The organism is Shewanella inventionis (assembly GCF_014641855.1).
Classification (GTDB): Bacteria; Pseudomonadota; Gammaproteobacteria; order Enterobacterales; family Shewanellaceae; genus Shewanella; species Shewanella inventionis.
Genome location: NZ_BMII01000039.1, coordinates 22,474 through 37,843 on the forward strand (window position 1 = coordinate 22,474; position 15,370 = coordinate 37,843).

10 protein-coding genes are annotated in these 15,370 nt (G+C 41.2%); 5 read left to right on the top strand and 5 right to left on the bottom strand.

The window, feature by feature from the left end:
• Positions 1-70: 70 nt before the first annotated feature.
• The 3 genes from IEW93_RS18775 to IEW93_RS18785 all read right to left on the bottom strand — a co-directional run bounded on the left by IEW93_RS18775 (position 71) and on the right by IEW93_RS18785 (position 3,974).
• Complete coding sequence (locus IEW93_RS18775) at positions 71-2,938, bottom strand: immune inhibitor A domain-containing protein (RefSeq protein WP_188740771.1); 2,868 nt, start codon at positions 2,936-2,938, stop codon at positions 71-73.
• Positions 2,938-3,237 carry a hypothetical protein gene (locus IEW93_RS18780; RefSeq protein WP_188740772.1) on the bottom strand — a complete coding sequence of 100 codons (300 nt, stop codon included), beginning with the start codon at positions 3,235-3,237 and terminating at the stop codon, positions 2,938-2,940. The genes IEW93_RS18775 and IEW93_RS18780 overlap by 1 nt, the downstream gene beginning before the upstream one ends.
• A 140-nt stretch (positions 3,238-3,377) precedes the next feature.
• Positions 3,378-3,974 (bottom strand): YhgN family NAAT transporter, encoded by a 597-nt coding sequence (locus IEW93_RS18785; RefSeq protein ID WP_188740773.1) that lies wholly within the window; start codon positions 3,972-3,974, stop codon positions 3,378-3,380.
• A 253-nt stretch (positions 3,975-4,227) separates the two neighbouring features.
• Between IEW93_RS18785 and IEW93_RS18790 the strand changes: the two genes are divergently transcribed.
• From IEW93_RS18790 to hemN, 3 genes are all read left to right on the top strand, one after another.
• Positions 4,228-5,829 carry a metal transporter gene (locus tag IEW93_RS18790; protein ID WP_188740774.1) on the top strand — a complete coding sequence of 534 codons (1,602 nt, stop codon included), beginning with the start codon at positions 4,228-4,230 and terminating at the stop codon, positions 5,827-5,829.
• A gap of 59 nt (positions 5,830-5,888) precedes the next feature.
• Positions 5,889-6,638, top strand: coding sequence for an NRDE family protein (locus tag IEW93_RS18795; RefSeq protein ID WP_188740775.1), 750 nt, complete (start codon positions 5,889-5,891; stop codon positions 6,636-6,638).
• Between the two features lie 184 nt (positions 6,639-6,822).
• Entirely contained in the window at positions 6,823-8,199 is a 1,377-nt protein-coding gene (hemN, locus tag IEW93_RS18800; RefSeq protein WP_188740776.1) for an oxygen-independent coproporphyrinogen III oxidase, read from the top strand.
• A 104-nt stretch (positions 8,200-8,303) separates the two neighbouring features.
• Here hemN and add read toward each other — a convergent pair whose 3' ends face one another.
• Positions 8,304-9,302 carry an adenosine deaminase gene (gene add / locus IEW93_RS18805; RefSeq protein WP_188740777.1) on the bottom strand — a complete coding sequence of 333 codons (999 nt, stop codon included), beginning with the start codon at positions 9,300-9,302 and terminating at the stop codon, positions 8,304-8,306.
• A gap of 219 nt (positions 9,303-9,521) precedes the next feature.
• On the opposite strand from add, the gene IEW93_RS18810 reads away from it, so the two are divergent.
• Both IEW93_RS18810 and IEW93_RS18815 read left to right on the top strand, forming a co-directional pair.
• A complete protein-coding gene (locus tag IEW93_RS18810; protein ID WP_188740778.1) occupies positions 9,522-11,306 on the top strand; it encodes a DUF885 domain-containing protein in 1,785 nt (594 codons plus the stop codon).
• Between the two features lie 65 nt (positions 11,307-11,371).
• The gene (locus IEW93_RS18815; protein WP_188740779.1) at positions 11,372-12,346 is read left to right on the top strand and encodes an alpha/beta fold hydrolase; all 975 of its coding nucleotides are present in this window, start codon (positions 11,372-11,374) and stop codon (positions 12,344-12,346) included.
• On the opposite strand, the gene IEW93_RS18820 is transcribed toward IEW93_RS18815, so the two are convergent.
• Positions 12,312-14,795 (bottom strand): putative bifunctional diguanylate cyclase/phosphodiesterase, encoded by a 2,484-nt coding sequence (locus tag IEW93_RS18820; protein ID WP_188740780.1) that lies wholly within the window; start codon positions 14,793-14,795, stop codon positions 12,312-12,314. The two genes, IEW93_RS18815 and IEW93_RS18820, sit on opposite strands and share 35 nt — an antisense overlap.
• Between the last annotated feature and the right edge of the window lie 575 nt (positions 14,796-15,370).

Here is a 15,370-nt window from a genome sequence, read left to right on the forward strand (position 1 = left end):
ACGGGTTATAAAAACAAACGCCCATTACCGTAATAATGGGCGTTTTGTTAATTACTTATCTTGTTGCCAGTTAAAGCGCTCTTACTCGTTGGCGATATACGCCGACAAAAGCCAGCAACATCATACTTAACCAACCTAAACTGCCACCACCACTGCTACTGCCTGTGTCTGTTGACGTTGTGGTCGGTGTTGTCGGTGTTGTCGGTGTTGTTACGGCAATGGTCACAGTAACATTTTGACTCACTGTTGATTCATTACCTAATGAGTCTGTCGCCACTAAAGTAACAGTATAAGAACCACTTTGAGTATAAGTGTGACTCGGGTTTAGCACTGTACTGGTTGCACTGCCATCACCAAAATCCCAAAGGTAAGTGAGTCCACCAAATCCTTGAGTAGAAGCGTTTGTCATGCTCACTGAAGCGTCGGTTTGGGTTAAGGTAAACGCCGCTAAAGGCGCAATCACAACTCTTACCGTTTTAGTTGCCGTAACCGTATTACCTGCACTGTCTTTAACGATGACACTCACGTCATAATCACCCGACTGTGCATATGTGTATGTTGGTGCAACATCTGTGCTCGTGGCATTATCACCAAAAGACCAGGCATAGGTATAGTCGCTTCCACCTGTCACCTGTGCACTAAAGCTCACATTAGCGCCATTAACCTGGGCAATGATATCAGCAGTAAGTGTCACGTCTGGCAATACGCTGCTGTCTGCTAAGGCAAATTCAAGCCTTGCTGTACTGCTATCGCTTGCTTGCTCAGTAACCTGCATAGTTAACCCAAGCTCAGGTAAAATCATGCCAGCTTGTGGTTTAAGTGGCGCGCTATAATCTCTGCTGTCATCAAAAAGTGATTCAGCATCTAAATGAGTGTCGCCTGTATAGGTACTTTGACTATACAAACTAAATGTTGCATCCCGTATCTGAACCTCTGTATCTCTAGTGCCTATGAGGTTTTGATCCGCATCGATCACACCAATCAACCCTTCACCAGGATGCTCTGACACATTGTTGTCGCTATAATTTAGGTTTTCTAACCATAACAATACACCGGGTACATACCGACTATAAACCAAGCCAGCATCAACACCTTGGTGACTGCGTAATTGCACAATATAGCGTTTTGCTTTACCCGGTAAGGTGTCGTCTATCCGACTAAATCCAGCTAAAGCCGCCACATCGTCAGCTTCGGCGCCGTCAATATAAAAAGCGTTGCCTTGGTTTGTTAACTGTATGTCATCAATTGCCATACCGTATTCATCTACGGCTTCATCAGTTTTGTACACCACACTAATTTGCACCGTGCGACCTGCATAGGCACTCAAATCAAAGTTCAAATCAACCCAGCTGTTTTCGCCTGTAGAACCGGCAATATCGCTAGACTTACCAGTAATGAAGTTTTTAATGGATGAGTTAACTGAATTACTATTGCTGGTATAATTTCCAGCGATGGCAACGCTATCAACTAATACCTGCACATAGTCATAATCTTCTTCGATGTCCCAATGTGCTTTGAAGGTTAAAGCAAGTGATGTACTTAACGGTAATGTCACGTCAAAAGACATGGCATTATTGAGCATATTGCCTTGTCCAGAATAATATTGATATTCACCAGTGAAAGGCGACTTAAAGGCAATATTTTCTGCTGGGAGCGCAATAGATAACTGGTTAACTTCGTCAGTATTAATGGCTTGATTTAACTGAAAAGTACTGCCACTACTGGTTAAGTCGGCTAATGAGATGTGCTGCTCCTTAACCCACTTTCCTTTATATTTTTGTTGTAAATAAGACTTAGCATAAGGACTAAAACCACTGGGTTGAGAGCCTGCAATACTCCCAGTCCAACTGCCACCAGACATTAATGACCATTCGCCAACAGGCGAACCATCGCCACTATTAGTTAGGTCATATTCATCGGGTAAACCTAAATCATGGCCAAACTCATGGGTACAGACACCTGCTGCGGCATCAATGGGTTGAACGGTATACCCAAACACTTTTAAGCCACGTCCAGGGATGGTATAGCCATTGGTTGTTGAGTCGACATAATATCTATGTGACCAAATCGCATCATCGCCTAAAACACCGCCACCAGCTTCTTCACCAATACTGGAGTGAAACAGCATCACATGGTCAATAATCCCATCGGCTTCATCATAGTTACCATCAATATCTAGGTCGTATGGATCTTCAATATCATAACTCTTGAGCTCAGTATCGCTCATCCCTTCAACCGCTTTCACGACAGCTTCTTTAACCAAATCAGGCACCGCGGTATCATCTTCGTCGCTGTTATTGCTGCCATAGAACGCCGCATTATTATCGGCAGTGACCCAATCTTGCACCTGGCCAGTAAAGTAAAAACTATTTCCCGACACCGCCTGAAAATACTGATAAGCCGATTGTAATGTTTGATTATTTGGGCCAGCAAACCCTGTTTCAGAAAACAACAGCTGCTGATAATGCGATGCAGGATAACTGCTGTAGTACATATCAGTATCACCCGCTGCAAGTTGATTAGCATCATGGGGTAAGTCAGGGAAGTCGACCAGCACAGCCAGTACTTTTACTGTTTTTGTAATATCTTGATCGGCTTGTACTGTGCTGTTAGCTGCAACATTTTGAGCACTTTTAGCGCTTTTTTGCGCAGCTTGCTTAAGGCGTACTTGCTCAGCTTTAACCTCAATCGCAGCCGGTTTAAATTTAGCATCACGGCCACGACTCACAAAGGCATCAATTGCGGCTTGTTGCTCGGCTTCACTTGCATCAGCTGCAAGCTCACCTCGCTTAATCAACCAATACAGCACTTGCTGCTCATTGATAAGCGCGCCATCGGCTGGCGTTCCGGTTTGAGGCGCAGCAAGGGCTACACCAGTTGAACATGCCAACAATAAAGCGGAAACGGCTAACCCTTGGTATTTAATAAATTTACTCATTACGACTTACCTGTATTAGGTTGAGGTTTGTGGCATTTCTCAAATGCTTTTTGGCGCTTAGTAATATAATCTGCGACGGTTTTATCTATTTGTGCTTGGTTCATGTCGTCAGTAATTAAACCTTTAGCACGTAGGTTTTCAATTAATTTACTCGGATCACGAATCGGTGGCATTGCATTTGGGCCACAATCTTTAATTAGCGGCTTAGCCACTACGGGGGCCGTTTCGGCTGTAGATTGATGCTGGCACCCTAGGGCACTAATACCAGCAAAACCCAACACAATAAGAATACGCTTCATAAACCACCCCCGAAACAATAATGACATGACATTAACAGCTGCAACGATGGTGTTACAATCAAAGTTAGCCATTCTTTAATGTAAATGTGACGGTTCGATTAAAAAATAATAAAAAGTCAGAGTATTGTTGTGTTTTAACATTACACCGTCGTGGCATTGATATAATTTGCGATACCATCAAGTAACATTTGAACTGATATCATCACCAACACCATTCCCATTAAACGCTCCACAGCAGTGAGGCCTTTTTCGCCAAGAATACGAGTAAACAATTTATAAAACATAAGGATAAATGCACTTAGCGCCCAAGCTGACACTAATGCTATTGTCCAATCTATCATGCGGCTACTATCAGTATGGGCTAATAAAATCAATGCGGCCAAAATAGACGGGCCCGCCATTAGCGGAATAGCCATCGGCACAATAAAGGGTTCTTCGCCAGCAGCGAGACCCGCTACACCACCAGGTGATGGGAAAATCATCTTAATTGCAATTAAAAACAAAATGATACCGCCCGCGATACTGACGGATTCAGAACGTAAGTTAAGAAAGTTCAATATCGCTTCGCCAGCGTACAAAAAAGACAACATAATAATTAACGCAAACAGCAATTCACGAATTAATACTCTGCGGCGCTTTTTAGGATCGATGTGGCGTAATATGGAAGCAAAAATAGGTAAATTACCCAGCGGATCCATAATTAGAAATAACATCACAGCAGCAGAAAAAATATCCATGAGCAACAATCTTTTGGTTGGTAAACAATGACGATATTGTATACCCAAAGCACAACAACAATCGATGAAATCACACAGTAATTCGTTACGTAGTGTACTCAAATGTTTACCCAATCAACCTGACAGGTTCAAACCTAAGTCACACTGACAAAATAAGTTTTAAGTAAATTTTTCAGCTTGAGCGATTCACACGCTACAACACAATCGAAAAATGTTATACTACATCGTTTTTTTTGATTGAACTTTGGATAACATGCTCTATCTCATCGCTAGCTGTATCGCATTATTATTTGGGCCACTTTTTTACCGTTATTTTTCATCGGGTAGTGGGCTACAAAAAGGCTTAGACGGGTTTATATTCGTCTCGTTAGGCGGGCTAGTGCTTATCCATATTTTACCTGAGCTTCTAGAACACGGCGGGTTTATTACGCTGTTTTTTGTCCTGCTAGGAGTTTGGGGGCCAACGGCCAGCGAAAAGCTGTTTCATCGTTACTCTACTGTTACCCATAATATTACCCTTTCTCTGGGTATTGGTGGTTTATTGCTCCATACCATTACAGACGGTGGCGCTATGGTATTGGCACAACAAGAAGGTAACTCAACACTACTCGCGTTAGGTGTCATTATGCACCGCCTCCCTGTTGGTGTGGCTATTTGGTGGTTGTTAAAGCCACAAGTGGGTACTCGCTGGGCAAGTGCTGTACTTGCAGCAATGATGATATTAACGTCTGTAGGCTACTTTGCAGGCGAGCAACTGCTTACTCAGTTAAGTCTAGAAAATACGGTTTACTTACAAGCATTTGTAACTGGTTCTATTTTACATGTGGTATTACACCAACCCCACGGCCACCAGCAAGAAGACAAACAAGGTAAATACCAATATCAAGCGGGTATCGGCAGTTTATTAGGCTTAGGCTTATTGGCATTATTGTTGTTAATGGATACCGGTGGCCACGAGCATGCACATCAAGACCATGGTTCAGAGCAATTTGTTAGCTGGTTATTAACTATTTCACCTATTTTATTCGCAAGTTATGTCATTGCAACTACTCGATTTGCATTGGGTTTACGACCGACACATCACTCATTAGCATTACGCTGGCTACAACGTCTTGCCGGGCCAGAAGCATTATTAATCTCACTATTATTATTGGGCCCGTGGTTTGCGTTATTTCAAACGCTAGGATTACTTGCTATTGGGACATTGTTAACCGTAACACAAGTTAAGATTACAGACCCACACCCAACCTTACCCGAGTCAGCATGGCGCTTTGGGTTTGGCCAATTAGTCGACCGAAGTGCGCCCTGGATAATACTCAGTTTAGTATTGGCCAATGTCATTGGTCATCCCTCTGTGCCATTAGAAAACCCTGCGCTTCAGGTATTTATTTTACTGTTAGTATTTTTACCCATGCGGTTTTGTAATCTAGGCACGGTGATTTTAGCCTTGGCGCTAGCGTACAGTGGTTGGAGTGAAATCGCAGTAGCATTTACCTTACTAGCGGCGCCGGTTGTGAGTATTGGTCAATTAAAACTGATGAACTGGAAGCAAGGTTTAATGTTAGGCGGTATCTTGCTCGCTGGTTTAATGGTGGCAGACCAGCTGTCATTAAGTTCAGCAATGACATTACACTTACCCGACACTGTAAATAGTATTGGTTTAGCGATCATTATATTATTATTTGGCGCGAGCTTATTAAGACTGGGACCGCGGCAGTTTTTAAGCCGTCTAATGATCAATATGAAATCGGCACCACACCATCATGATCATGTGAGCGGTCACTCACACACCACAGCTCATAGCCATTCACATGCAAAAGCAAATCATGCAGAGCATCATCATCCGCACAAATAACCAGTAAAAATCTTAGTTTATGGTTATGATGGGGTTACCGTCCGTTAACGAGAAACCCCATGTGCATTTTATTTGTTGCCATTGATGCCCATCCAGACTACCCGTTGATTGTTTGTGCAAACCGTGATGAATTTCATCATAGGGCGACCGAGCCGGCACACCGTTGGCCAACGTCACCCGCTATTTATGCAGGTCAAGATAAACTTGCCGGCGGAACTTGGCTTGGAGTGAATGAACTTGGCCACTTTGCAGGGTTAACCAATATAAGGGAAATAGAACAACAAGACGGCGTGCGAAGTCGTGGGGAATTAGTGGTTAATGCCTTATGTACGACTGATATCACTCCACAATGGTTAAGCGAACATGCTATTAACTACAACCCTTTCAATTTAGTGTTTCAACAACAGCAAAAACTGTATTGCTTTAACAGTAAAACCTTACAAACGACATTGTTGTCGCCAGGATTTCATGCGGTGAGTAATGGTGCACTAGACGATGTTTGGCCCAAAATGGCCAAAGGCCAACAAGCACTACAAGGTTACATTACCCAAACAGCAACACCAGATATTGAAGCTTTACGCAGTATCATGCTCGACACCTCGCAACCGCAAGATCAACAACTCCCTAAAACAGGTATTAGCCTTGAATGGGAAAGAAGACTCTCATCTATTTTTATTCAGCATGAAGAATATGGCACTCGGTCAACGAGTATTATATTGAAGCATCGTAATGGTCAAATCACATTCTCAGAAACTCGTTATGACGGTAAAGCACGAAATTTAGGTTCACAGCAATTTTTGCTTGGCTAACTTCAACATTTCACCAATGCAAACTGTGATATACACCTCATAATGCTAAAAACCTTACATAAGCAACCGCTAAACCGCGTGTATTTGCACAAGCAACATTCATTTTTACAACCTAGATCAAGTTAATTTGTTTACGAACATTGCATACTTCGCCTGTTGCTAATTTACTCCCGGAGGACACGCCTTGAAGCAGCCCACTCAGATTAGTTGGGATCAGTCGATGATCGAAAAATACAATTACAGCGGTCCCCGTTATACTTCTTATCCGACCGCCTTAGAATTCGATGACGCCTTTACTGAGCAAGATTTACTGACATCGATTAAAAATAGCAAAACCGACAAACTGTCGTTGTATGTGCATATTCCTTTTTGTGCCAAGCTTTGTTATTACTGTGGCTGCAATAAAATTATTACTCGCCACGCTCATAAAGCCGATCAATACATAGAATATTTAGCCGCTGAAATTATTAAGCGCGCACCGCTATTTAAAAATTACACCGTAACCCAAATGCATTGGGGCGGCGGCACACCCACCTTTTTAAGCCCAGAGCAGATTCTTAAGTTAACCGCGTTGATTAAAGAACACTTTAATTTTGCTGAAGTGGGCGAATACTCAATTGAAGTCGATCCACGAGAGATTGAACTGAGTATGTTAGATACACTAAAAGAAGCCGGTTTTAACCGGGTATCTATTGGTGTGCAAGACTTTAATAAAGACGTTCAAGTCGCGGTAAATCGCGAACAAGACGAACAATTTATTTTCGACTTAATTGCCAAAGCGAAAGCATTAGGGTTTGTATCGACTAACGTTGACCTTATTTACGGTCTACCGCTACAAACACCAGAAACCTTTGCTCAAACAATTGCACGCATTATTGAATTATCGCCAGATCGTTTATCGGTCTTTAACTATGCACATTTGCCATCACGCTTTGCGGCGCAACGTAAAATTAAAGATGTCGATATGCCATCACCACAACAAAAACTCGATATGTTGCATCAAACCATTGAGTCTTTAACGGGTGCCGGTTATCAGTTTATTGGTATGGACCACTTTGCCAAACCTAATGATGAATTAGCCAAGTTACAAAATGCCGGCAAGCTGCACCGTAACTTCCAAGGTTATACCACTCAGGAAGAATGTGACTTGTTAGGTTTAGGAGTGTCATCAATCAGCCAAATTGGTGATTGTTATGCACAAAACCAAAAAGACATTCGCCCTTATTACGAGTCCATTGACGCTAACGGGCATGCGCTTTGGAAAGGCTGCAGCTTAAACCGAGATGATGAAATTCGCCGCGCGGTAATTAAGCAAATAATTTGTCATTTTGACTTAGACATGGCCAACATTGAAGCCAAATTTGATATTCAATTTGAAAGCTATTTTGCCGAAGACTTGAAGTTATTGCAGACCTTTATTAACGACAAGCTTGTCGACATAACAGACCGCAAACTTACTGTTAGCGCGACCGGTCGACTACTTATCCGTAACATCTGCATGTGCTTTGATGTGTATTATCGTCAAAAAGCCCGCCAACAGCAGTTCTCACGGGTGATTTAACTCAGAGTGAATCATATATGACATAAAAATAGCCAGCATTTGCTGGCTATTTTGTTATCTACTTTATAAGGTTTAGCTCAAAATATTACAGCATTTACCATAGACTATTTAGCTTTTCTTGCGTACAACGCTTTACGATCACTGTCTGACAAAAAGGCCATCTCAACGCCATTACGTTGTAGTGTGGCCAATTGACTATCGCTAAAACCCATTTCTGATTTAACCACGCGATACTCATGAGCAATATCAATTGCGCTAACCCCTGGGTCATCAGTATTCAAACCAATTAGCACCCCAGCGTCTAAAAATTTACGTAGAGGATGCACGTCGTAATTTGCGACGGTTGAGGTATGTAAGTTGCTGGTTGGGCACGATTCAATACCAATACGATGTTTAGCGAGGTATTCCATTAATTTAGGATCGTGAATGGCATTAACACCATGGCCAATACGGGTAGCACCTAACACATTAATAGCTTGCCACATGCTTTCTGCGCCCGCAGCTTCGCCCGCATGTGCAGTGATTTGTAATCCGGCATCACGTACACGTTTAAAGTGTTCGGTAAATAAGTCGCCTGGGAAACCTAGCTCGTCACCCGCAAGATCCATTGCAACAATGCTGTCACGGTGCGCCAAAATGCCTTCTAGCTCTAAACGGCATTTTTCTTGACCAAATGAACGCGACATAATTCCAATGAGGTTAATTTGAACGTCGTGCTCTTTAACACCTGCACGAACACCATCAATAACCGCTTCAACCACGCCTTCAATGGGTAAGTTATGATTCATTGCCATATAATAAGGACTAAAGCGCAGCTCTGCGTAATCTAACCCTTGAGCTGCCGCATCGGCTACGTTTTCGTAGGCAACACGCTTAACAGCATCTAAATCCGCTAATACGGCAACCATCCAATCTAGCTTCTTTAAAAAATCAACCAGATTGTTTTCTTTACCTTGAATTTGCACAAAAGGCGCAAGCTCTTTAAGTGAATTAGCTGGCAGTGCTATGCCATGTTGGTGCCCTAATTCCCAAATGGTTTTTACGCTAACATTACCGTCTAAGTGACGATGCAAATCAACCAGCGGAATGGTTTTATCTATCATAATTAACCCCTATAAACGTACCCTGCCATTGGTTTGATTTTGTCGGTCAGAGAATAGTATTCAGTTTAACATGTATTTACATAAATTCTGATGACGATTGTTTTTTTCTGTTTTCGATCACAACAAAGTCACAACTCTGTTTACGATGTGTTTTTAGATAGAAATCGGGCATACTCTCAATAAACGAAGCCAACACTTTGCTACATTAAAGGACTTTCGATGCGCTTGCTGCTTTTACCTGCACTTTTTGTACTCAGTTTATCGGGTTGTCAATTTAACGCGGCACCTCAAGCTTTTGCTGAAGCTACTGCGACACAAAGCGAAGCCGAACAAGAATTACAAACCTTAATCGATAAAAGCTGGGCGCTCACTTTAGCGTATTCTCCAGAGCTTGCTGCAAGTTTAGGTAACAAAGATGCCGCTAGTAAACTCACCGACCTATCCCCAGAATCATTAGCACAAAAAGATCAGCAAACAAAAACACTACTCACACAACTCGCTGCGCTAGACCGCAGTAAGTTATCTAGTGCTAGTGTTATCAACGCTGATATGCTCCAAGCTCAACTGCAAAATGATGTCGACCTTTATCATTATCATGATCATTACTTACCAATCACTGCAGAAAGTGGCTTTCATGCCTATATCGCCTCCATCGCAAAATCATCTTTTAACAATATTGACGATTACCAGCAATATATTGCCAAGTTAGAAGGCATGCCACGTTATTTTGAGCAACAAACATTTTGGCTTAAGCAAGGCCTTGCTAGCTCAATAACGCCTGCAAAAGTCACCTTAAAAGGCTTTGAAGACAGTATCAGTGCTTTTATTGTCGAACCACAAAAAAGTGGCTATTTTACGCCATTCACTCACTACCCAGACCATTTCAGCGCTGCACAGAAAACCGCACTTACCCAACAAGGTCTTGAGTTAGTCACAAATACTGTATTGCCAATTTACCAGCAGTTTTATGACTTCATGACCCAAGAGTATATTCCAAATGCACGCACTGAAATAGCAGCTTCAGCACTACCTAATGGCCCTGCGTTTTATCAAAATAGAGTGAATTACTACACCACTGTTAACATGAGTGCCGATCAAGTCCATAAGTTAGGGCTTGAGGAAGTAGCAAGAATACGCGCCGAAATGGAAGCAATTATCAAACAAGTAAAATTTGACGGCAGTTTTGCGGACTTTTTACATTTTTTACGCACCGATCCACAGTTTTACCCAAAGTCGGCAGATGAGCTACTAAAGGAAGCCGCCTTTATCGCCAAAAAAGCCGACGCTATGCTGCCTAAGTATTTTGGTAAATTACCTCGAACGCCTTATGGTATTGCCCCCGTACCTGCTGAAATAGCCCCCAAATACACAACAGGGCGTTACTCTGGCTCAAACCGCGATGATGAGCCTGGCTATTATTGGGTAAATACTTACGCATTAGATAAACGGCCTTTATATGAGCTAGAAGCACTTACATTACATGAAGCCGTACCAGGACATCATTTACAAATTTCATTAAACAAAGAGCTAGCAGATTTACCCAACTTTAGGCGCTATAGCTATATTTCAGCGTTTGGTGAAGGTTGGGGGCTGTATTCAGAATACCTCGGGCTTGAAGGCGGATTTTATCAAGATCCATACAGTAACTTTGGCCGGTTAACTTACGAAATGTGGCGTGCCGCTCGCCTAGTTGTCGATACAGGCATGCATGCAAAAGGTTGGACTCGCCAACAAGCAATAGATTTTATGGCCAGCAATACTGCGTTATCAATGCATAATGTCACCACCGAGATTGACCGTTATATTTCATGGCCAGGACAAGCACTGTCTTACAAAATAGGTGAGCTCACCATTAAGCGTTTGCGTAACAAAGCCGAAGCTGAACTTGGATCTGACTTTAATATCAGAGCTTTTCATGATGCTGTACTTGAAAATGGTTCCATCCCAATGTCAGTATTGGAACAAATGATTGATAACTTTATCTCTGAGCAGAAAAGCTTATAAAATTTTATCACCCAGTTTATGTATCGCTATACAACATACAACCAATAACTAGCTGGCTTATATAAATGCATTACATGAAATTTTCGTCTGAACTCAAATTAGAGACTAGCGCCCAACGCAATTTTTGGCTTGGCGTAGTTCAAAGCCGCTTTAGTACAACAGATGGAATCACTATCGCTTATGCGACAGCCCAACATCCTGATAGTAACAAAGCGATAGTGATAAGTAATGGCAGAGTTGAATCATATATTAAATATAAAGAACTCATGTATGATCTGTACCAGCAAGGATTTAGTGTTTACGCCATCGATCATCGCGGGCAAGGTTTATCCGATAGGTTAACCCATAACCCACATCAAGGGTATGTTGATAAATTCACTGATTACACCAGTGACCTTAATCAATTTATCAATGAAATCGTTTTGCCAAATAAACATAAAGAACTGTTTATGTTAGCTCATTCAATGGGATGCACCATAGCAACAGATTATCTTCATCATAATCCAGATATATTTAGTGCAGCGGTTTTTTCGGCACCCATGCTAGGAATAAAGCTGCCTTTCGCTGAAAATATTGTCCGCTGGTTAGCGATGAAGCTGGATAATAGCCAGACTATCAATGGTAAAATAAATAGCCGCTATGTGTTAGGTGGCACAGACTATCAAGCTGTCAGGTTTAAACGCAATCAATTAACCCACAGTAAGCCACGTTATCAACAATATCGAAGGTTATTTGATGCTACACCTAAGGCTCAATTAGGTTCACCAACAAATCGTTGGTTATTAGAAGCAATGACAGCGGCACAGCAAAGTATTGAATACGTCAAAAATAGCCAAACACCTATTTTAATATTGCAGGCTGAGAAAGACAGCATAGTGTGCAACAAAGCGCAAAATCTCGCACTAAGCAATCACTGCCACAAAGTGGTTATTGAAGGTGCCTTCCATGAAGTCTTTATCGAAAGTGATAACATGCGCAATATTGCTTTGTCTCATACCATGGATTTTATGGCACAACACTCAAAGATAACTGGGTCTTAATCAATTGGATAATATCGTCTTTGCTTAAAGGACGACTGATAATATAACCTTGAAACCAAGTGCATTTAGCATGTGTGAGCAAATTGAGCTGCTGTTTGTTTTCAACTTGTTTTGCAACAACGGGTAAATTTAACTTTATTGCGAAATCGACCACAGCATTGACGATATTGAACTTCTCAGGATTATATTCAATCTCATCGATGTAAATTGCAGCAAGTTTTACTTGAGAAAACCCAATACCTTGAAGTAAATGAACCGCACAAGACCCACCGCCAAAATTGTCCATGGCAATATTCAAACCATAGCGCTTAAGTTCGTCTATTTTAGCTTTAGCGACATTAGCATTCACCACAAAAATATCTTCAGCTAACTCAAATTGTAACAAAGACGGTGAAATCTGTGCCGCATTAATCCGATTCATCACCACGCTAACGAAATGATCTTGGTGAAAATGCCGAGAAGAAATGTTCAACGACATTATAGGAATAACTGAGTGAGTCTGTTGTAAAGAGACTATTAATTCTATCACTTGATCTAGCGCCCACAATTCAAGTTCAAAAATACAATCGGTTAATTCTGCAGCAACAATAAATTTTGTTGGACTAATAAAACCAAAATGGGAATGATGCCAACGCATAAGCACTTCGACACTATGGAGTTGCCCCGTGCGGTCCACCACAGGCTGATAAACCAATGACATTTGCTGATTAGAAATGGCTTGTTTAAGTTCATTTTGTAATTTTAAAGGCTGAATTTGATTTTTATCTAACTGCGGTTGATAAATAGCACAACCGTTTGAAGTGCTTTCCTTTGCATGCTCCAGTGCACTGTCGGCTCGAGCTAATAGAATTTGTGGCTCGAGGGACTCTATTCCGTCAAAGACAACTAGACCTATTCTGGCATTTATAGATAAATTTTGGTCCGAAATAGCAAAACCACGACCAATTAACTGCCTAACCTCACTGGCTAAAGCTAATGCTCGTTTGTTTGCTTGATCTATTTCGCTGCCAAGGTTTTTTGCCAAAATTACAAACTCATCAGCACCAAGGCGAGCCACAAGGCCCGCACTTGAAAATGTTCCTGATAACCTAGCAGCAATCTGCATTAAAAGCCGATCACCTAATTGTCGGCCCAACGCATCATTAATAAGCTTAAAATTATCCAAATTTATCATTAACAATGCTGAAAACTGTCCTGTTTTTCGACTAAACACCTGTAAATCATACAACTGGTCAGCTAATGCTTCTCTATTAATAAAATCAGTTAAGCGATTATGGTTCATTTTATCAGCCGGTACTCGCTGACTTTTTACATCACCAGACACATCTGTAATGGTACCAATAATCCTTAAAGGCCTGCCCGTTTCATCCCATTCAACAATCTTGCCTCTATCGAGCACCCAAATATAACGTCCATCTTTGTGCCGCAACCTATGTACACTTTCATATTCATCATGTTGATTATTAATATAATTTTGTAATGTGTTTAATACTTGTTCTTTGTCATCTTTGTGTAAGCGAGATTCCCAAACAGAGTAATCATTGTCTAACTCATAATGCTGATAACCTAATATTTCTTTCCAACGATCAGAAACAAACACATCACCAGTGGCAATTCCCCAATCCCAAATACCATTTCGCGCTCCTTCAACCGCAAATAACCAACGTTGCTCTGCATCATTAAGACGCTTTCTACTTCGAGATAAACGAGCCTTGACACGATTCAAATAATCACGAAGATTATTGATTTCGGCTGAAACACAAACAATATTATTAGTGAAATCAAGATTATCTAGATTTTTTGCAGCATTACTGAGCTGGATTAGCGGTCGAATTAATATGAAATGAAGTATGATACAAAATAGTGTTAACACTATCGCACCCAAGCCCCATATCTCAATGAACCGCTTTAAAAGGCTTTCAGACGCTTCAGACAAAAGGTTGGCAATATCATATTCAAGATAAACAAGCTCAACTGTATTAGAGTAACTAAAACGAGAATTTGAGTTAATCGGGTAGTAAGCTTGAATCGAAAGGCGTTCGAAATTTACATTTAAATAAGGCTTATTGTTGGCGACCGCAGCACGATGCTGTGTCGCAGAATATCCCTCAAGCACATTTTGAGCATTACTATCACGCCAAATAATGTGATTTGCAAAATGAATCTCACTGGATGAATCTAAGATCACATAAGCCATCATATTCTGCTCTGTTGAAACAAGCGCAACCTCTTGTTCTATTCGATCAAAATCTTGAGAAGCAACAGCAGAATCAATTACATGACGCATACGAAATAAATCTTTTTGGATTTGCTCAGCTTGCTTTGATGCCAATTGCTCATTTAATTCAGCATGCTCATAAAAATACTCTCCACACACCAAACAAAGGTATAGGATAAAAAAACACAGAGGTACGAGTACTGATAATGAAAGCTTTGGTAAACGAGGCAAAATAAACCCACCCAATAAAATAGATAAATATATGCTAGCGGTAATCTTAGCAGTAAGTAAAGAAATAGTTATGAAACGCAACGACATAAACAAAACAAAAACTGTTTATTAATTAATAGTTTTGTAAACAAGATTGACGATACATAAAAAGACAACAAACCAAACGCAATACCAATTAAACAGGTTCATTAACGACTACGGCAGCATTGTCTCACTAATCGTAGTTTAAAGTTTTCAATGATATTGTTGAGCAATGCTGTCGTGCATGGAATACGTTTATTGTGTACAAAGGCAGGGGAAAATAGATTGAGTCTCATAGATAGGGCTAAACTGGGAAGTCTTTAATCGTAATTGGTATTATTTAGTCAGACAGCTAATGGGGCTCATGCCAGTGCCACGCTTTACAGCATTGTGGAAACCGCAAAGGTTAATGGCTTAGTGCCATTTGATACCATTCCGCGAAAAAATGTGATCTAATTGCTATATCCGTTACTCATCTTTTTTAGCAATGAAACAACACACCAGTTTCGAATTAATCAGGCTATCCAAGCAAACAGCAGATGCCCGAATGCGTT